At 64.7% G+C, this 18,947-nt stretch carries 12 protein-coding genes; 5 read left to right on the top strand and 7 right to left on the bottom strand.

The window, feature by feature from the left end:
- Window positions 1-17: 17 nt before the first annotated feature.
- The gene (locus tag RB623_RS04790) at window positions 18-1,220 is read left to right on the top strand and encodes a serine hydrolase (protein WP_308055623.1); all 1,203 of its coding nucleotides are present in this window, start codon (window positions 18-20) and stop codon (window positions 1,218-1,220) included.
- A gap of 25 nt (window positions 1,221-1,245) precedes the next feature.
- The gene (locus RB623_RS04785; protein WP_308055622.1) at window positions 1,246-2,433 is read left to right on the top strand and encodes a serine hydrolase; all 1,188 of its coding nucleotides are present in this window, start codon (window positions 1,246-1,248) and stop codon (window positions 2,431-2,433) included.
- Window positions 2,434-2,440: 7 nt separating this feature from the next.
- Here the strand turns inward: RB623_RS04785 and RB623_RS04780 are convergent, their stop codons facing one another.
- Complete coding sequence (locus RB623_RS04780) at window positions 2,441-3,658, bottom strand: MFS transporter (RefSeq protein ID WP_308055621.1); 1,218 nt, start codon at window positions 3,656-3,658, stop codon at window positions 2,441-2,443.
- A gap of 152 nt (window positions 3,659-3,810) precedes the next feature.
- Entirely contained in the window at window positions 3,811-4,122 is a 312-nt protein-coding gene (locus RB623_RS04775) for a hypothetical protein (RefSeq protein ID WP_308055620.1), read from the bottom strand.
- 170 nt (window positions 4,123-4,292) lie between these two features.
- Here RB623_RS04775 and RB623_RS04770 point away from each other — a divergent pair, with 170 nt between their 5' ends.
- A complete protein-coding gene (locus RB623_RS04770) occupies window positions 4,293-4,787 on the top strand; it encodes a MarR family transcriptional regulator (protein ID WP_308055619.1) in 495 nt (164 codons plus the stop codon).
- A complete protein-coding gene (locus tag RB623_RS04765; protein ID WP_308055618.1) occupies window positions 4,784-5,473 on the top strand; it encodes a GNAT family N-acetyltransferase in 690 nt (229 codons plus the stop codon). Before RB623_RS04770 ends, RB623_RS04765 begins: the two co-directional genes overlap by 4 nt.
- A 3-nt stretch (window positions 5,474-5,476) precedes the next feature.
- On the opposite strand, the gene RB623_RS04760 is transcribed toward RB623_RS04765, so the two are convergent.
- A complete protein-coding gene (locus tag RB623_RS04760) occupies window positions 5,477-7,297 on the bottom strand; it encodes a hypothetical protein (RefSeq protein ID WP_308055617.1) in 1,821 nt (606 codons plus the stop codon).
- Window positions 7,298-7,518: 221 nt separating this feature from the next.
- Between RB623_RS04760 and RB623_RS04755 the strand changes: the two genes are divergently transcribed.
- On the top strand, window positions 7,519-9,360 hold the full coding sequence (locus RB623_RS04755) for a hypothetical protein (RefSeq protein WP_308055616.1): 1,842 nt from the start codon (window positions 7,519-7,521) through the stop codon (window positions 9,358-9,360).
- Window positions 9,361-9,518: 158 nt separating this feature from the next.
- Here the strand turns inward: RB623_RS04755 and ilvD are convergent, their stop codons facing one another.
- The 4 genes from ilvD to RB623_RS04735 form a co-directional block, all read right to left on the bottom strand.
- Entirely contained in the window at window positions 9,519-11,357 is a 1,839-nt protein-coding gene (ilvD, locus tag RB623_RS04750; protein WP_308055615.1) for a dihydroxy-acid dehydratase, read from the bottom strand.
- Between the two features lie 293 nt (window positions 11,358-11,650).
- A complete protein-coding gene (locus RB623_RS04745; RefSeq protein ID WP_308055614.1) occupies window positions 11,651-12,550 on the bottom strand; it encodes a transglutaminase family protein in 900 nt (299 codons plus the stop codon).
- Window positions 12,551-12,882: 332 nt separating this feature from the next.
- Complete coding sequence (locus RB623_RS04740) at window positions 12,883-15,282, bottom strand: circularly permuted type 2 ATP-grasp protein (protein WP_308055613.1); 2,400 nt, start codon at window positions 15,280-15,282, stop codon at window positions 12,883-12,885.
- A 254-nt stretch (window positions 15,283-15,536) separates the two neighbouring features.
- Window positions 15,537-18,893 carry a transglutaminase family protein gene (locus RB623_RS04735; RefSeq protein WP_308055612.1) on the bottom strand — a complete coding sequence of 1,119 codons (3,357 nt, stop codon included), beginning with the start codon at window positions 18,891-18,893 and terminating at the stop codon, window positions 15,537-15,539.
- Window positions 18,894-18,947 lie beyond the last annotated feature (54 nt).

Genomic DNA, 18,947 nt, shown 5'->3' with positions numbered 1-18,947 from the left:
GGCCCCGGTTCGAAGGCATGACGTCCTACAAGAACAGCGATCCGCGCCCGCCGATCATGCAGGGCTCGCCGCCGGCATTGATCGTGCCGCGGCAGGACTGGGACCGGCCGCCGTGGAACCGCTGGTCGTTCCAGCATATCCGTGAACTGCTGGCCACCGCCGAGGTGTGGCGCGGCAATGGTCATCGCAAAAGATTTCCGCGCGCCGAGGCCGATCTCGATGCGCTCGAATTCGACACCGAGCGCGGCCGCACGACGCTCGAAAAACATCTCGACGACACTTACACCGACGGCTTTCTCGTCCTGAAGGACGGCGCGGTCGCCTTCGAGCGCTATTTCAACGGAATGGACGAACGCACGCTGCACCTGTCGCAGTCCGTGGCCAAATCGGTGACCGGCATGGTGTTCGGCATCGTCGCGAGTCGGGGCCTCGTCGATCCCGCGGCGCTCGTGACCGACTATCTGCCGGAGCTTGCCGCCACCGGCTGGCGCGGCGCCACGCTTCGGCAGGTGCTCGACATGACCACCGGCGTGCGCTTCGACGAGACCTACGACAACCCCTATTCCAACATCGGCCAGGTCGACGTCGCGGGTGGCTGGAAACCGCCGCCGCCCGGCAGCGATCCGGATTTTTCCTGGCCGGCGCATATGTGGGAACTGATCCTGCGCCTGACCGAGACGGTGCGGCCGCACGGGGCGATGTTCGAGTACCGCTCGATCGAGACCGATGTGCTGGCCTTCGTGCTGGAGCGCGTCACCGGCAAGCGCCTGCCGCAACTGGTCTCGGACGAACTGTGGCAGAAGATGGGCGCGGAGGAGAGCGCATGCTACACCGTCGACAGCGCCGGCTATGCGATCGCCGACGGCGGCTTCAACGCGACGCTGCGCGACTACGGCCGCTTCGGCCAGTTGATCCTCGACGGCGGCGGCGGCGTCATTCCGCCCGACTGGATCGAGGCGACGCGCAGCGGCTTCCACGGTCCGGCTTTCAACGACGCCTTTCCGGAGGGATCCTACAAAAACCAGTTCTGGATCGAGGATCCGCGCTCGCGCACGCTGATGTGCCGCGGCGTGTTCGGCCAGTTGATCTGGATCAGTTTCGACCACCGCATGGTGGCGGTGAAACTCTCGACCTATCCGGACTTCAGCAATACGGCCTTCGCCAGGGCAACGCTGGCGGCCCTGCATGCCATCGTCACCGCGCTCGCCAGCCGGACTTAATTCATCTTCCAATCGAGTTTCCGATTTGAGCCTTCCTGTTTCCGCTTTCGCCCAAAAATTCGGCTTCGCGCGCACCGATGTCAGCCTCGGCAACTGGCGCACCCGGCCCTATTCGGCCTGGTCGTTCCAGAACGTGGCGGAGATGACACCGACGGCTGAGATCTCGACCAGCGCGACGATCGAGGATGAGACGCTGGAGCCGCTCGGCGCATTGCTCCAGCGCACGGTCGATGTCGGAGGCGGCAGCGAGACCCTGCAAACCTTCCTGGCCCGCTCGAACACCGATACGCTGGTGGTGATGAAGGGCGGCGTCTTCGTTGGCGAGTTCTGCGCGCCGGCCGCCGATCCGTCGGCGCCGCATCTGGTGTTTTCCATCAGCAAGTCGCTGACCGCCGTTCTAGCCGGTGCGCTGCAGGACGAGGGCCTGCTCGACCCGTCGCAACCGGTGTCGCGCTACATGCCGGAGGCGGTGGGCACGGTCTACGGTGACGCAACGGTGCAGCAGGTGTTGGACATGCGCGTCGGCCTAGGCTTTGAGGAAGCCTATCTTGACCCGGAGAGCGACTTCGCCCGCTACCGCCGCGCCATGCTGTGGAACCCGATGCGGCCGGGCGACCGAGTGGAGACCTTGCGCCAGGTGATCCTGTCGCTGCCGCGCGGCGGGCCACATGGCGGGCCGTTACGCTATTATTCGCCGCTTTCGGACCTGCTCGGGCTGATCGTCGAACGCTCTTCGGGCCAGCGCTACGCCGGCCTTTTTCGCGAAAAACTGTGGCGGCCGCTGCGGGCGCGAGGCAGATGCAACGTTACGGTCGACTCCGAAGGTACAGCGCGGGCTGCTGGCGGCGTGTCGATGACGGCACGCGACCTTGCCCGTGTCGGCGAGATGATGCGTTGCGGCGGCATGGCCGGCAGCCGCGCCGTCGTCTCGGAGCGCTGGGTGCGCGACACAATCTCGGCCGGCGACAAGGCTGCCTGGGAGGCCGGCGACTTCGCGCATCTGCTCAGGGACGGCAGCTACCGCAACAAATGGTACCAGTCCGGCTACGCCAACGGCGCCTTCCTCGCCGCCGGCATCCACGGCCAGTGGCTCTATGTCGACCCGGTCAGCGAGGTGGTGATCGCGCGGCTGTCGTCGCAGCACGAGCCTGTCGACGACGCGCTCGATCAGCAGACGCTGCGTTTCTTCCAGGCGGTCTCGGAGTTCGTGTAACGAGCGGCTACGCCGCCTTGGCCCGCAACACCCTCTCGGACGGAAGGAAGATCGTTAGCAGGCCGAGCAGCGGCATGAACGAGCACACCCAATAGACATATTCGATGCCCTTGGCGTCGGCGAGCACACCGAGCACCGCGGCGGCGATGCCGCCCATGCCGAAGGCGAAGCCGAAGAAGATGCCGGCGACCATGCCGACACGGCCCGGCAGCAGTTCCTGCGCGAACACGACGATGGCCGGGAAGGCGGAGGCCAGGATCAGGCCTATGACGCCGGACAGCACGATCGTCCAGGTGAGGTCCACATAGGGCAGCGCCAGCGTGAAGGGCAATACACCGAGGATCGAGAACCAGATTACGAATTTCGCGCCGAACCGGTCGCCGATCGGCCCGCCGAGCACGGTGCCCAGCGCGGTGGCGCCGAGGAAGACGAACAGCAGGTACTGCGACATCTGCACGTCCACGCCGAACCGCTCGATGACGTAGAAAGTGTAGTAGCTGGAGATGCTTGCCGTATAAATGTTCTTGCTGAAGGTGAGCAGCGCCAGCACCACCAGCGCCAGCACGACCGTCTTGCGCGGCAAGTTCACCGACACCGGTCCCGCCGACCGTTTTGACGTTGCGCGCAGATGGCTGCCATACCAGTTGCCAACCCGCCAGAGGATGACCATGCCGAGCATGGCAGCGACCGAGAAATAGCCGACGCTGCCCTGCCCCATCGGCACGACGATGAAGGCGGCGAGCAGCGGACCGAGCGCCTGGCCGAAATTGCCGCCCACCTGGAACAGCGACTGCGCCAGGCCGAAACGGCCGCCGGAGGCGAGCCGCGCCACGCGTGAGGATTCGGGATGGAAGATCGACGAACCGACGCCGATGAAGCAGGCGCCGACCACCAGCATCCAGTAGGTGTGCGCGGTGGCGAGTAGGAACAGGCCGATCATCGACGAGCCCATGCCCAGCGTCAGCGAATAGGGCATCGGCCGCTTGTCGGTGTAGATGCCGACCAGCGGCTGCAGCAGCGACGCGGTCACCTGGAAGGCGAGCGTCAGCAAACCGATCTGCCAGAAAGACAGGCCGAAGTCGCTTTTCAGCATCGGATAGATGGCCGCAAGCAACGACTGCATGATGTCGTTGAGCATGTGGCAGAAAGATACCGCCAAAATGATCGCGAAGACCGTGTTGCTCTGGGCCGAGACCTTTCCGGCCGGCGCGGTAACGTCCGTCATCGTCATCGTCCTTACCGGGAAGCCGGTCATGGGTCGCGGGCGCGAAAGACCGCGCACAAGTGCTTGGGAGCAGGCAAGCCCTTAGTCCCAATCGTCCAGTAGGGATTGTGGCAGTGAGCGCCGCCGGTTGGGTCAGACGACGCAGGGTCCGGTCAGATCCCGGACCCGAAAAGCTCCTCCGCATCTTCCCCCTGCCAGGGCGCCGGCATGCCGGACACCTCGCCGCCGGTATTGGCTTTTGGCAGCGGCATCCAGCATTTCAGTTCCGGATCGGCATAACCGACGATGTTGCCGGGGTGAGAGTCGGCGGCCCGCCAGCCTTCCATGCCGAACTGGTCGGCTCGCGCCCAATAGGCCACGTCGACCTCCGCCGCGCCCTGTTCCGACGACCGCACGGTCACCAGGATGCGGCTGCCGTCCTTCGGCGCGTTTTTCATATGGCGCCAGCCAGTGGGTTCGTCCATCGCGTGCCTCCTGCTTTGTGTTTCCAGCATAGTCGGGACGGTGCCCGGCGGGCAATGATTCTCGATACCTTTGACCGACCTCGACCTCCCTCTATCGGTCCGGCGGCAACCCACTGGACAAGTTTTATGCGAAGTTATATAACCTGATATATAATTCAAGGGACACGGCCATGGTGGAAGACATCGTCCGCAGTTTTGGCTTCCTGACGCTCGGCACCCGCATGAAACGCATCGGCGAGCGGCTGCAGGCCGACACGCAGCGTATCATCGACGAGGCCGGCTTGCCGATCCAGGCGGCGCAATACCCGTATCTGGCGGCGATCGACCGGCAAGGGCCGCTGACCATCGGCGAACTGACCATGGCCGTCGGCATCAGTCAGCCGGGCGTGACCCGCACCGTCGCGCAACTCGCCGCGCAAGGACTTCTGGAGGTCCGCCAGGCCCCCGGAGACCAGAGACGCCGGACCGTCGCCCTGACGCCGGACGGCCGACAACTGGTCGAATTTTCGAAACAGCATATCTGGCCGCGCATCGAGGCGGCGGTGAAGGATCTTTGCAAGGACCTGTCGGGTCCGCTGCTCCCCCAGTTGGCGGCGATCGAGCAGGGTCTTGCCGCCACGCCACTCGACCGCCGCGCCACGAAGATCGAGGAGAAGGTAGCGTGAGCGTCCATAGTCTCGACCGGCCCATCTGGGGCGCCCTGACATCCCGGCAATCGGCTTTTTCCGAAGGCGGCGCGCTAGCCCGGCGCTACCAGCGCGGCATCATCCCGTTCGCGGCGACCGGCAGCGACGACCCAGACAGCTTGAGGGCGCTCTCAGCCCTGTTGCTGGACGACGAGAGCCTGATGGTGGCGCAGGCAAGCCAGATCACCCTCCCGCCGGCGACGGTAGCGACGTTGACGGCGCGCGTCGTGCAGATGATCGCGGAAAAACCGCTGCCTGATGCGGGGGGCGACGAAATCGAAAGGCTGAGCAAGACCGATGCACAGGAAATGCTCGATCTCGCGACGCTGACCAAGCCAGGTCCTTTCTCGTTGCGCGCCGGCGAACTCGGCGAGTTCTGGGGCGTGAAGCGCGACGGAAGGCTGGTCGCCATGGCCGGCGAGCGCATGAAACAGGACGGTTTTTCGGAACTCAGCGGCGTCTGCTCGCATCCGGACGTCCGCGGCCAGGGACTGGGACGACGGCTGTCGGTATTCGTCGCACGGCGCATCGCGGCACGCGGCGACGTTCCGTTCCTCCATGCCTGGGAGACCAACCACGCCGCGATCGGCCTCTACGAGTCGATCGGCTTCCGGCTGCGGACGACGCTCAATCTGGCGGTGATCAAGCGGTCATCGCGCACTTGACGCTCATTGCCGCCGAACGCCCTGCATCGGTTCGACAGCCTCGTTCCGGAGGGCGCCGCGAACCAGCATTTCCAGATTGAGGATGTGACGTCCGCGAGACTGGCTGAACAGCCGCACGTCGGGATCGTCGGGGCGCGCGGTCTTGGCGACATCTCGATATATGTATTCAATGTGGCTGCGCGCTACCTTGTCCTTGATACGCGGAACGACAAAGGATTTCTTGACGTCGAGCTTGTCCATGTTGTGCATCAGCAGGGCGTCGCCGTCGTATTTGTTCATCTTGCGCATGTTGAACTGGCGCTGAGTTGGCGTCGCCAATTGATGGTAAGGCATGCCGGCCAGTTTCTCCGCATAAGCATAGACCTCGCCCTTGGGCATTGCGGCATCGGACAACTGCAAGTTCCTTCCGATGAAATAGCTGAGAATCGGCCCGGACATCGCCACCAGGACCGTCTTGCTCCCATCCGGAGTTGCGAAGGTGGCGAGGCGTTTGTTGGAAATCTGCGCATAGGTGTAGTAGCGGATCAGTTTGGCGCCGAGGCTCGGGTCCAGGTCGGGAATGCCGATGAACCGTTCAAAAATGTCGACCTCGGCATCCAGATACGGCACCTGATCCAGCGGGTAGTCCGGCTTGCTCAGGATATTCGGTATCTGGCTTGAGATCATGCCACGGAAGATGCCGCGGCCTCCTGGTTGCGGGTCCGCCACTTCCCCATGCATCCGCGAAAAGAATGCCGAGGTCTGCTTCTGGAACACGGGATCGCTCAGGTAAGCATTCGTGAACTGGAGATTCCCGAGGAAGCTTTCATATTGCCTGAGCTTTTCGTCGTCGGACTTGATCTCCCGCATCTTGGCGCGAGAAAGATACGCCCGATCCAGATTGGCCTGCAGGACGGTCATGTTGACTTTCGATATGGCATCCATGTTTTGGCCGTGAAGGATCAGCGCGCCGTCCAGATTCTTCTCCAGCAGCGCAACGCTCGGGCCTCTGGTGATGACGATGTCCTGCTCCATCTGACTCTCGAGGATGGAGTTGGCTACCGGCGACGAGGAATAGGTGTCCTCTACGTGATCGATCTCGATGCCGAGCTTGTCCGCGACAGCGAAGGCCCGGTCGGGGCCGTTGGCGCGGTTGTGGTCCACCGTAATGAGATGGATATCCTCGGGCCTCATCTTCTCCCGCAGACCGAGGTATATGGCGAGGCTGTCGACGCCGCCCGAAAACATCACCACGGGCTTCTTTCCGTTCGCCTTGAAATGCCGCGCGACCGCCGACGACACCTCCGCCATTGCCGCCGCGAAGGATCTTGGCGGGTTCAGTTCCTTGCCTTTCACGAGATAGCTTTCGTAACGCGTCCGTGTTCCGGCCTCGAACTCGATGACGGCGGCTGGCGGCAGCCTGAACACGCCCTCGAACATGGTGCTGAATGGCATCATGCCATTGGCGCTGTTCGGAGCGTAGCTCAGGTAGAACGAGAGCCCGAACGGGTTCATTTGCATACCGCCACCGATCGCCCGCAGTACCGGCGACAGCGTGGTTGCGGCAAACGCACCCCGATCCGACACGCAACCATAACCGCCGCAATAGCCGGGCGACGTTATGATCCGGCAGGATGTCGGCGTCTCATCGACCAGGATGTAGTTGCCGATTCCATAACGCGCCTCCTCGGCCAGGAATTGATCGAGAGGCATGGCGCCGTAAAGCTTCGAGATTTCACTCGGCTTTCGATGCAACGGATCGCCATATATTCGCACATTCCTTGAAAATTTTCTCGGAGTCCCAGGACATTGCTCAAATAAGAAAGTTTCGATTGGAAATTTCATGATGACCCAGGCCCTAAAACTTAACGAACCGCCGACTCTCGTCCGACGACGGCTATATTAGAGAAATGTTATTTTCATGCTACTTGCCTGCCCCACCCCGTATATGTATGGGGAGTGGTTACCTCAATGCCCTTGAAAAAGGAAGACCCGTGCATACCGACGCCATTTATATTCTAATTATGTGCGCCGCCACAACCGCGGTTCTGGCTTGCTTCTTTTTCGTGATCAAGCGTCAAATCCTGATCGATGCCAGAACGCGGAAGATTTCCGCAAGTCTCAACGACCTGAAGAAGGCGCATGCCGGGGGCATAAAAACGACTGTCGCGGCGACACAGAAATCAACCGAAAAGGTCGCCGCCACGGTGACGAAGCTGTCGGGTGACATCAAAGGCGCAACGACATCGGCGCAAGCTTCACAGAAAGCGGCCAGTTCCGCCAGCAAGTTCGCAAAGATCGTCGCCGAGCGGGCGGGCTGGTTCACTCCCCAGACTGTCGGCGGTTTCACGGCCGACGAGATCAGGGAAGTCGACGCGCGGGCGGTTTCCACGTCGGCGGAACTCCTTGCCAGGCCCGTGGAAGCGGTTGCTCCCTTGGCCTCCGGCGCGAGGGTCGTACTCGGCATCGGCGAATCTTTCATGGCCGGCAGCGGCAATTCGGCCAAGCTGACCATGGTGCCCGACCAACTTCTCGGGGAGGCTGAATATCGCGCCAAGATGATCGGCTTTTCCGAGCGGTCTGCGGCGGACGAAGGCGAATTCGAGCCGTATGGACGTGCCGCCCTCACTCCCCTGACCGAGACGCTGGTGTGGCGCGGCACGGTCTATTCGGAACAGGCGAGGCTGGCGGGCGAGTTTCATCCGGCCGCGCGGGGCGCGACGCCTCTGATGGCCGCCTCGCTCATCTTCGAGCGGCTGGTGGACGACCATCGCAAGACTGCCGGGAACGGCGAAGTCAAACCGGAAGATTTCGACATCGCCGTGAATGTCGCGAAAGCCGCCGCTGACATTTCGCGCGTTTCAAGCTCGCCCTATGTCGACCAGGCAAGGAGCGCGCTCGGAAAGGCTCATGAACTTGAACGCCCCCGTTCGCGCAGAAAGGCTCGCACACATCATGCCGTCACGCTCGAACGGCACGGCCAGAGCGACGAAGCGAACAACACCCAGGATCCCGCCTACCTGGCCGATCACCGGGCCTTCCGTGCCGTCATCGGCGCGGCCGCGAAGGAACTGACTGGAGCCGAACGCCCCGCGCCGTGGATCGCGACGCAGGTTTCAGGCGCCTTCGCCTCGCCGAAGCGACTGACGGCCCAGGCTCAGCTTTCGATGGCGCTCGACGATCCGGACTATTTCATGGCGACTCCGGACTATCCTTTTCCGCATTTCGGCAAGGCCAAGGCTCCACACCCCCGGGCGGGCGACAGCAATCCAACGGCCAATGCGGTTCTCATGTCGGCCGTGTACATGGCCCACGCCCGCTACAATGTTCAGGTTTTGAGGCGCAACTGGTTTCCGACCCATATGAGCGAGGCGTTTTTCCGAGGTCACTACATCCTCGTAAGCTTCAACGCGATGGTGCCGCCCCTGCGCATTTCCAGGGTTTGCGTCTCCACGACACTGACCATGATCGAGGCGCTGGGATTCGATGTCGAGGATAACGGCGTCCCGATCAGGATTGTGGGCATGCCGGAACTCGTCGGCGAACTCACCTTCCGCATCCAGTGCGCCAAGGAACTGACAGACCCGGTCGTGGGCCTTGGCAAAGGTTCGTTCGGCCTGGCCGAGGTTGGCGCCACCGGCAGCGGCGCGACCAACATCGTCGACAGCCAGCGGCTGGAACCCTTCTTCCGGCCAGGCTTCAAGGAAGGCTACACGGATCGGTTCGCGCGCGACATGACCGACGAAGACGCTCTTGAGGATAGCGAGGACTTCTACAAATCCTACGAGTTCGGCAACTGGGCCGCCGCCCAGAGACGCCGCTGCCGGCCTATGCCGATCATCGAAAGAGGCGCTCCGACCTCGAACGCGACTGACAATGCGGAAGAGGATCGAGCGGAACAGAATTAATACAAACGGCCCCGGATATTAAGCCTGTCGCGCTCGACCGGGATCATTCCGCCGACAGTCCGATCCGGCGCGAAAGCAATGCAAGACCGACGACAGGAAAGCCGGCGTCAATGCGTTTCACGCCGGCTTTTTTAGCGGGCGGCGCGTTTCACGGCCGCCTATTCCTCCGGCACTTCCCTGACCGCGCCTCTGTCGGCGCTCAGCGCGAATGCTGCATAGGCACGCAGCGCCGTGGTCACCTTGCGCTTGCGCTTTTCCACCGGCTTCCAGCCAAGCACATCCTGCTCTGCACGGCGCGCCGCAAACTCCTCGTCGGAAATGCGCAAATTGACGGTGCGGTTGGGAATGTCGATCTCGATGATGTCGCCCTGACGCACCAGCCCGATGGCACCGCCTGTGGCCGCCTCCGGCGAGGCGTGGCCGATCGACAGGCCCGACGTCCCGCCGGAAAACCGGCCGTCGGTCAGCAGCGCGCAGGCTTTGCCCAGCCCCTTCGACTTCAGATAGCTGGTCGGATAGAGCATTTCCTGCATGCCCGGGCCGCCTTTCGGGCCTTCATAGCGGATGACGACGACGTCGCCGGCCACAACCTCGTTGCCCAGGATGCCCTTCACGGCGGCGTCCTGGCTCTCGAACACCTTTGCCGGCCCGGTGAACTTCAGGATCGACTCGTCGACGCCGGCGGTCTTTACCACGCAGCCGTTGAGCGCGATGTTGCCCTTCAGCACGGCGAGCCCGCCGTCCTTGGAGAACGGGTTTTCGGGCGAGCGGATGGCGCCCGCCTTGCGGTCGAGATCCAGTTCGGTCCAACGGTTCGACTGCGAAAACGCCTGCGTCGTGCGCACGCCGCCGGGGGCGGCCATGAAGAACTGCCGCACGCTTTCGGAATTGGTGCGGCTGATGTCCCACTGATCGAGCGCGTCGCCAAGCGTGACGGCATGCACCGTCGGTTCGCTGCGGTTGATCAGTCCGGCGCGGTCGAGCTGGCCGAGGATCGCCATGATGCCGCCGGCACGGTGCACGTCTTCCATATGCACGTCGTTCTTGGCCGGCGCGACCTTGCACAGCACGGGCACCCGCCGCGACAGCGCATCAATGTCGTCCATGGTGAAGTCGATGCCGCCTTCATGCGCAGCGGCGAGGATATGCAGCACCGTGTTGGTCGAGCCGCCCATGGCGATGTCCAGCGCCATGGCGTTCTCGAATGCTTTTTTGGTGGCGATGCTGCGCGGCAGCGCGGTCTCGTCGTCCTGCTCGTAATAGCGGCGGGCGAGATCGACGATGAGATGCCCCGCTTCGACGAACAGGCGCTTACGATCGGAGTGCGTGGCCAGCGTCGAGCCGTTGCCCGGCAGCGAGAGGCCGAGCGCCTCGGTCAGGCAGTTCATCGAATTGGCGGTGAACATGCCGGAGCAGGAGCCGCAGGTCGGGCACGCCGCCTCCTCGATCGTCTGCACCTCCTCGTCGGAATATTTGTCGTCGGCCGCCATCACCATGGCGTCCACCAGGTCAAGCGCCTGCAGCTTGCCCTTCACCATCGCCTTGCCGGCTTCCATCGGCCCGCCGGAGACGAACACCGCCGGAATGTTGAGGCGCATCGCGGCATTGAGCATGCCGGGCGTGATCTTGTCGCAGTTGGAGATGCAGACCATGGCGTCGGCGCAATGGCCGTTGACCATGTACTCGACGCTGTCGGCGATGATCTCGCGGGAGGGCAGCGAATAGAGCATGCCGTCATGCCCCATGGCGATGCCGTCGTCGACCGCGATGGTGTTGAATTCCTTGGCGACCCCGCCCGCCCGCTCGATCTCGCGCGCCACAAGCTGGCCGAGGTCCTTCAGATGAACATGGCCCGGCACGAACTGGGTAAACGAGTTGACCACGGCGATGATCGGCTTGCCGAAATCGCCGTCCTTCATGCCGGTGGCGCGCCACAGGCCGCGGGCGCCGGCCATGTTGCGGCCATGGGTGGTGGTGCGGGAGCGATAGGCTGGCATCGATATCCTCGACTTGATGCGGGCTCGCAGCCTGCGCTGCGGCAACAGGGCTATTTAGACCGTTTTCACCGGATCGGCAATGAAAAATGCGTACCGTAACGTACGGTACGCATTACTTTGTCCTAGCACCGGCGATATTCGATACAATGTCGGAAGCGGAAGCGGGTGCTCAGTCGGCGTCTTTGATTGAGCACCGCGGCCAAACCTCCCCGATAGTCGTGACCGAGACCGGAAGTGTCGGACAACCGGGTCATGTGCGGCGTTCCGCGCCTTCCGCCGGTCGAAACCGGCCTTCAGCGGGCACCCTCGACCGATTTTGCATCCACCGGCACGACGTCCACCTTCTGCTCCGCCTCCTGCCCGCCGGTGGTTTTCAGCACGCCAACGATCGGCGCGACGTCGGAATAGTCGCGGCCGTAGCCGACGGTGATGTGGTCGTTGCCGGCCAGCATATCGTTGGTCGGGTCGAACTCGATCCATCCCACCTCGCGCCCGCACCAGACCTTCACCCAAGCATGCATGGCGTCCGCCCCCTCCAGTCGCTCCTTGCCGGGCGGCGGGATGGTGCGCAAAAAACCGCTGACATAGCCTGCCGGAATGCCGAGGCCGCGCAGGCCGGCGATCATGACGTGCGAAAAATCCTGGCAGACGCCGCGCTTCAGGTCGAAGGCGTCGCGGGCGCGGGTCGCCACCGTCGTCGCGTCGCCGTCATAGGTGAAGTCGCAGTTGATGCGGGTGCAGAAATCGCGGGCGATTGCCCGCACCGACACCTCGCCAGAACTCTCGGCGGCATAGGCGGTGATGTCCGGGTCAATGCCGACATGGTCGCTGGCAGCGAGAAAATGCTGAGGGGAATCGGGCGCCAGCGACAGCACGCCGCCGATCTCCTTGCGCAGCCGCGGCAGCGACGGCGACACGTCAAGCCCGATCTCCGGCCGCGCCACCGCCACCCGCGCCGACATTTTCACGTCCAGCGTATCGTGTGCGTCGCGGCAGACGATCGCGGTGACATTGGTGCCGAAGAAGTCGGTGAAGTCGGAGCGCTCGCTGGGCGCCGGCGTGAAGGACAGCGACGCGGCGACGACGCGCTGGATGCCCGGAATCGTCGGCGGCAGCACGCGCACCTGATGCCGCCCGCCGCCGGCCCAGGCATCGTAGACATAGGAGAGCGTGAGGCGGATGTCGTAGTGCATCAGGAGGTGGTCCTGAACAGGATGTGGTTGGCATTGGACCCGGGGCGGTCGCACTCCGTCCAGCACCCCTCATCCGACCTCGCTTCGCTCGGCCACCTTCTCCCACAAGGGGAGAAGGGGAAGCGTTGCATCGGCCTCGCTGCCAATCGCCGCCGCTCGAGATTTGCAGAGGCGGTGGCGCGAAACTCCCCCTTCTCCCCTTGTGGGAGAAGGTGGCCGAGCGAAGCGAGGTCGGATGAGGGGTGCTGGACGGAGTGCGGCTGCTCCGAAAGCGCCGGCAGGTCAGAGGGGCGTGTCAACGAACGAATGCTGTCCATCAATTCAAACAGGCCCTACCCGAAATACGCCTGCGAAATCTTCTCGTACAACCCGCCTACATCCCAGGCGATCTGCTCCAGCGCCTCGGGCGAGAGGTCGGCCGCCTCCCTCGTGGCGAGGCCGGTATGCAGGCGCCAGACCTCCTTGGCGGGCTCCGACAGGCCGTGGCCGCCGGCGTTCGGCAGGTGGTCAATTTCATACTTCAGCCGCTCGAGTTGGAACAGAACCGAGCGCGGATTGAGCGGGTCGAGCGCCAAAAGGTCGACCACCGTTCGCCGCCCCGAGCGCACCGTATATTGCCGCCGGTGGGTCATCACGCTGTCGCCGATTTCCAGCATCATATCCAGCGCACCGTCCGGCGCATCGTCTCGCGTCACCCGGCCGAGCGTACGGGCGATCTGCATCGCCCGCTCCAGCCGGCGGCCGATCTCCAGGAAGCGCCAGCCGGTGAAGCGGTACATATTCTCGTTGAGCAGGCCCGAAAAACCGGCGATCTTGCGGAGCAGCACCGTCATCGCCCGCGTCGCGTCGTCGCCCGGCTCCACCGTGCCGGCGAATTTGTGCAGCGTGCGCGACAGGTCGCGCAGCGCCAGCCAGCCGTCGGGCGAAAAACGGTCGCGGATCTGGCCTGCGCTATAGATGGCGCTGTCGATCGTGCCGAGCAGGCCGACGGGAATGGCGGCGTCCATGTCGACGCCGAGCGGCTCCATGAAGTTGCGGACCTCGGCAAGCAGCGGCAGCGCCGGATCGTCGGTCTCGGCCAGCCGCACATGATAGGCGCGCAGCACCCGCACCGTGTCCTCCGCCCGCTCGACATACCGGCCGAGCCAGGTGAGGTTTTCCGCCGCGCGGCTGGGCAGGCTGCCCGGCGTGCGGCGGCGGAAATCATCTCCGGCGCCCGGCAGCAGGGTGTCGCGCGAAACGGCTTCCTTGGACACGACCCAGACGTCCGCCGCATGGCCGCCACGCTGCATCGCGATGGCCGCCCCGTCCTGCGTTTCGCCGACCCGTGCGAAGCCGCCCGGCATGACGATCCAGCCCTGCGGCGTGCGCGCCAGATGGACGCGCAGCACCGCCGGCCGCGGCTCCAGCCAGCCATTGACGTGGACCGGCGTGGTCGACAGCGTCACCGCTTCCTGGCCGACGAATTTTTCACCCTCCCCGTACAGGCGTCGCACCAGCGCCTCGCGCTCGCCCGGCTCCAGCGACGAGCCGAGCACGGTACGGCCCTCGTCCTCGAAGGCGAGCCGCGTCGACAGCGCCGGCCCGACCATCATGCGGTCGAGATTGGCGATGACGTGGTCGCGCTCCTTCTCCTGCCCGCACCACCAGGTGGCGATCGACGGCAGCGCCAGATCCTCGCCGCGCAGCGCCCGGGAGATTCGGGGCAGGAAGGCGAGCAGCGCCCGCGTCTCCAATATGCCGGAGCCCAGCGCATTGACCACTGCCACCGACCCCTGCCGCACAGCCTGCGCCAGGCCCGGCGTGCCGATGCGCGAGGCGGCGTTGAGTTCCAGCGGGTCGGCGAATGCGGCGTCAAGCCGCCGCCACAGCACGCTGACCGGCTTCAGCCCCGCGACGGTGCGCACCATCAGCCGGCCTTCCGACACGGTCAGGTCCTCGCCTTCCAGCAGCATGATGCCGAGGTAGCGGGCGATATAGGCGTGTTCGTAATAAGTCTCGTTGAGCGGGCCGGGCGTCAGAATCGCGACTCGGCCATCCGGGTCGCCGGCCGCCTCCACCAGCGCGTCGCGAAAACGGCGGAAGAAACCGGCCAGCCGATGCACATGCATCTCGCCATAGATGTCCGACAGCGCCCGCGTCGTCGCCACGCGGTTCTCCAGCGCGAAACCGGCGCCGGATGGCGCCTGCATGCGGTCGCCCAGCACCCACCAGCCGCCGTCCGGTCCCCGGCCAAGCTCGAAGGCGCAGAAATGCAGGAAGTGCCCGCCGGCCGGCTTCACCCCGGCGAGCGGCCGCAGATATTCGGGGCTGGAGGCGACGAGGCCGGGCGGCAGCAGGCCCTGCGCCACCAGCCGGTTGTCGCCATAGATGTCGGCGACGATTTGTTCGAACAGATCGGCGCGCTGCGTCAGCCCGGTGCTGATATCAGCCCATTCCGCCTCGTCGATCAGCAGCGGTACGTGCGACAGCGGCCATTCGCGCTCGTTGGCCCCGACCTTGTCGTAGACGCGGTAGTAGACCCCGGCGTCGCGCAGATATTGGTCGGCGCGGGCGAAGCGTTTCGACAGTTCCTCCGGCCCGAGGTCCTCCAGCGCCGCGATGAAATCGCGCCAGATCGGACGCGGATTGCCAGCGGCGTCAACCATCTCGTCCGGCACGCCGGGCAAAGGGTGGTAGCCGTCGAGGAGGAGATGCTTCTTGCGGCTGGGCGAAACCGAAGGCGCTTTCATGACGCCCCTCGGGACAAGATTGGTCGCGGTTGGCGCCCCTTCGCACCCCCCTCTGTCCTGCCGGACATCTCCCCCACAAGGGGGGAGATTGGCCGGCCGCTTGGCTTTCGCCAATTACCAGCGACGCAGAACGAGCGGAGCGGCCGACGCTGCCAATCTCCCCCCTTGCGGGGGAGATGTCCGGCAGGACAGAGGGGGGTGCGAAGGGGCACTACCTCTCGTCCACGAAACGTCGGTGAGCCCTTCATCACGGTTCAAATCCCCGCCGGCCGCCGCAAATCGAGCGTCATCGGGAAATCCGCCGAAGGCTGCTCCTCGAACAGAGTGAAAGCGGCCGGTGTGTGCCCGGTCGCCTCGAAGCGCGCCAGCCGCCGCGCCTCGGCCTCGTTGGCATTGACCGGAAACGTCTCGTAGTTGCGCCCTCCCGGATGCGCGACATGATAGACGCAGCCGCCGACCGAGCGGCCCGACCAGCAGTCGTATATGTCGAACACCAGCGGCGTGTTGACCGGCAGCGCCGGATGCATGCCGGCCGCCGGCTGCCACGCCTTGAAGCGCACACCCGCCACCGCGATCTCGCGATTGTCGGTCACCCGCATCGGCAAGACGCGGCCATTGCACAATATTGCGTGGCGCTGCGGGTTGAGCCCCTCGGTGCGCACCTGCAGGCGCTCGACCGAGGAATCGACGAACCGCACCGTGCCGCCGATCGCGCCTTGCTCGCCCATGACGTGCCACGGCTCCAGCGCCTGGCGGATCTCCAGCCTGATGCCCGCCTGGCTGATCTCGCCGCAGAACGGAAACCGGAATTCGAGCTGCGCGAAAAACCATTCCGGCCGGAAGGCGAAATCGTTCTGACTGAGGTCCTCCAGCACGTCCAAAAAATCCTGCCAGACATAATGGGGCAGCATGAAGCGGTCGTGCAGCGCCGTGCCCCAGCGGGTGAAGCGGCCGTCGAGCGGGTTCTTCCACAATCTTGCGACGATGGCGCGCACCAGAAGCTGCTGCGCCAGGCTCATGCGAGCGTTGGGCGGCATCTCGAAGCCGCGGAACTCGACCAACCCCAGCCGCCCGGTCGGCCCGTCCGGTGAGAACAGCTTGTCGATGCAGATTTCCGAGCGATGCGTGTTGCCGGTCACGTCGACCAGAAGATTGCGGAACAGCCGGTCGACAAGCCACGGCAGCGGCGGAGACCCCTGCCCCGGCAGCGGCACCTGCGCCATGGCGATCTCGAGTTCGTAGAGCGAATCATGGCGCGCCTCGTCGAAGCGCGGCGCCTGGCTGGTCGGGCCAATGAACAGGCCGGAGAACAGGTAGGACAGCGCCGGGTGGCGCTGCCAGTACAGCACCAGGCTCTTCAGCAGGTCTGGCCGGCGCAGGAACGGGCTGTCGTTGGGCGTCGCGCCGCCGACCACGACATGGTTGCCGCCGCCGGTGCCGGTGTGCTTGCCGTCGATCATGAATTTTTCGGCGCCGAGCCGGCTCAGCCGCGCCTCCTCGTAGATGGCGGTGGTCGTCGCCACGCATTCGGCCCAGTTTTTCGCCGGATGGATGTTGACCTCGATAACGCCGGGATCCGGCGCGACGCGGATGACGTTGAGGCGCGGGTCGTGCGGCGGCGCATAGCCCTCGATATGGACCGCCAGCCCGGTCTTCTTCGCCGCCGCCTCCGCCGCGGCAATCAGCTCCAGATAATCTTCCAGCGCCTCGACCGGCGGCATGAACACGGTCAGTCTTCCGTCGCGCAGCTCGACGGAAATCGCGGTGCGCACCGCACCGCCGATCTCGCCAAGCTGCTGCTCGACAATGTCCTGCTGCGGCGTTGCGGCAGTGAATGACGCTTCCGCCTGGCGATGCGCCATCTCGTCGGCGCCGGCTGGCGCCACCGCCGCCGTCGGCTCGCGCACCGGCAGCGGGCCGCGCGGCACGGACGGGTCCACCGGCACGATGAAGGGAAACTGCGACGGCGGAATATGCGGCAACGCGCCCAGCGGCAAGCGGTAGCCGACCGGTGAATCGCCCGGCACCAGGAACAGCCGGCCGCGCCGCGTCTTCCATTTCTCCGATTTCCAGCGCGGCCCATCGGCCTGCGCGTTCCAGCGCTGGACCGGCAGAACGTAGCCGGAAGGCTGGGTCAGCCCGCGCTCGAACACCCGCGCCATGCGGCTGCGCTCCTCGGGGTCGGCCAGCTTCGAATTCGCCGGATCGAGATTGTCTGGCAGCTTCGATTCCTTGAGCACCCATTCGCCCGGATCCTCATAGGCCTCGTCGACCATGCCGGCATCCACGCCGAGTTCGGTTGCGAGAGTTTTCAGCAGGATTTCCGCATCCTTCGGCGTCGGGTTGCCGCCCCCGGTCTCGGCCGCGATCAGGCTCTGGTCGCGCCACACCGGCTCGCCATCCGCCCGCCAGTAGAGCGAAAACGTCCAGCGCGGCAGGCTTTCGCCCGGATACCATTTGCCTTGCCCGTAGTGCAAAAAACCGCCCGGCGCGAATTTCTCGCGCAGTTTTCGGATCAGTACGTCGGCTTTTTCGCGCTTGGTCGGGCCGACGGCGGCGGTGTTCCATTCGGCGGATTCGAAATCGTCGATGGAAACGAAGGTCGGCTCGCCGCCCATGGTGAGCCGCACGTCCTGCTCTTGCAACACTGCATCGACCTCGTGGCCGAGCCGGTCCAGCGCCTCCCAGGATTCGTCGGAAAAGGGCTTTGTGATGCGCGGATGCTCGGCGATGCGGTCGACCCGCATCGCGAAGTCGAAATCGATCTTCGTGTCGGGATCGCCGGCAAAGCCGCCGGAGATCGGCGCGGCGTTGCGGTAATGCGGCGTCGCCGACAGCGGCACATGGCTCTCGCCGGTCAGCAGGCCGGAGGTGGGGTCGAGCCCGATCCAGCCGGCGCCGGGCAGATAGACCTCGCACCAGGCATGCAGGTCGGTGAAGTCGACCGCCGTGCCGGCCGGGCCGTCGAGCGAAACGAGATCCGGCTTGAGCTGGATCAGATACCCCGAGACGAAACGCGCGGCAAAGCCGAGGTTTCGCAGCACCTGCACCAGCAGCCAGCTCGAATCGCGGCACGACCCCTTCGCCAGCGCCAGCGTCTCCTCCGGCGCCTGTACGCCGGGCTCCATGCGCACGATGTAGTTCACCTCGCGCTGGATGCGGGCGTTGAGATCGACGATGAAATCCACCGTGTTCCGTGGGCTGCGGTCGATCGAGGCGACGAATTGTTCCAGCAGCGGGTCGGCGGTCTCCGGCCGGCGATAGATGGACAGATCCTCGGTGAGGTCGTCGGGGTACTCGAACGGAAACGTCTCGGCGGACGGCTCGACGAAGAAGTCGAACGGATTGTAGACCGTCATGTCGGCAACCAGGTCGACCTCGAACTTCAGCTCGGTGACCGGTTCGGGAAAGACGTAGCGCGCGAGGAAATTGCCGTAAGGGTCCTGCTGGACATTGACGAAATGGTTTGCGGGCGAAACCTTCAGCGAATGGCTGAGCACCTTGGTGCGCGAATGCGGGGCGGGTTTCAGCCGGATGATCTGGGGGCCGAGAATGACCGGCCGGTCGTATTTGTAATGCGTCAGATGGTAGACGGCTGCCAGTATTGCCATGTGGGGCGCGAAAACCTTTCGACGGGGCCGGAAGCGGGAAGAGCCCTAGCACCA

This window comes from Mesorhizobium sp. LHD-90 (assembly GCF_030929505.1).
Lineage (GTDB): Bacteria > Pseudomonadota > Alphaproteobacteria > Rhizobiales > Rhizobiaceae > Kumtagia.
The sequence above is the reverse complement of the archived record's forward strand: the minus strand, read 5'-3'. Positions and strand labels throughout refer to the sequence as shown.

What these genes read in the sequence shown, in the direction of transcription:
- RB623_RS04775 (WP_308055620.1), bottom strand. Translation starts at nt 4,122, where the DNA reads ATGGACGAACCCACTGGCTGGCGCCATATGAAAAACGCGCCGAAGGAC.
- RB623_RS04780 (WP_308055621.1), bottom strand. Translation starts at nt 3,658, where the DNA reads ATGACGGACGTTACCGCGCCGGCCGGAAAGGTCTCGGCCCAGAGCAAC.
- RB623_RS04745 (WP_308055614.1), bottom strand. Translation starts at nt 12,550, where the DNA reads ATGCACTACGACATCCGCCTCACGCTCTCCTATGTCTACGATGCCTGG.
- RB623_RS04735 (WP_308055612.1), bottom strand. Translation starts at nt 18,893, where the DNA reads ATGGCAATACTGGCAGCCGTCTACCATCTGACGCATTACAAATACGAC.
- ilvD (WP_308055615.1), bottom strand. Translation starts at nt 11,357, where the DNA reads ATGCCAGCCTATCGCTCCCGCACCACCACCCATGGCCGCAACATGGCC.
- RB623_RS04770 (WP_308055619.1), top strand. Translation starts at nt 4,293, where the DNA reads ATGGTGGAAGACATCGTCCGCAGTTTTGGCTTCCTGACGCTCGGCACC.
- RB623_RS04790 (WP_308055623.1), top strand. Translation starts at nt 18, where the DNA reads ATGACGTCCTACAAGAACAGCGATCCGCGCCCGCCGATCATGCAGGGC.
- RB623_RS04760 (WP_308055617.1), bottom strand. Translation starts at nt 7,297, where the DNA reads ATGAAATTTCCAATCGAAACTTTCTTATTTGAGCAATGTCCTGGGACT.
- RB623_RS04740 (WP_308055613.1), bottom strand. Translation starts at nt 15,282, where the DNA reads ATGAAAGCGCCTTCGGTTTCGCCCAGCCGCAAGAAGCATCTCCTCCTC.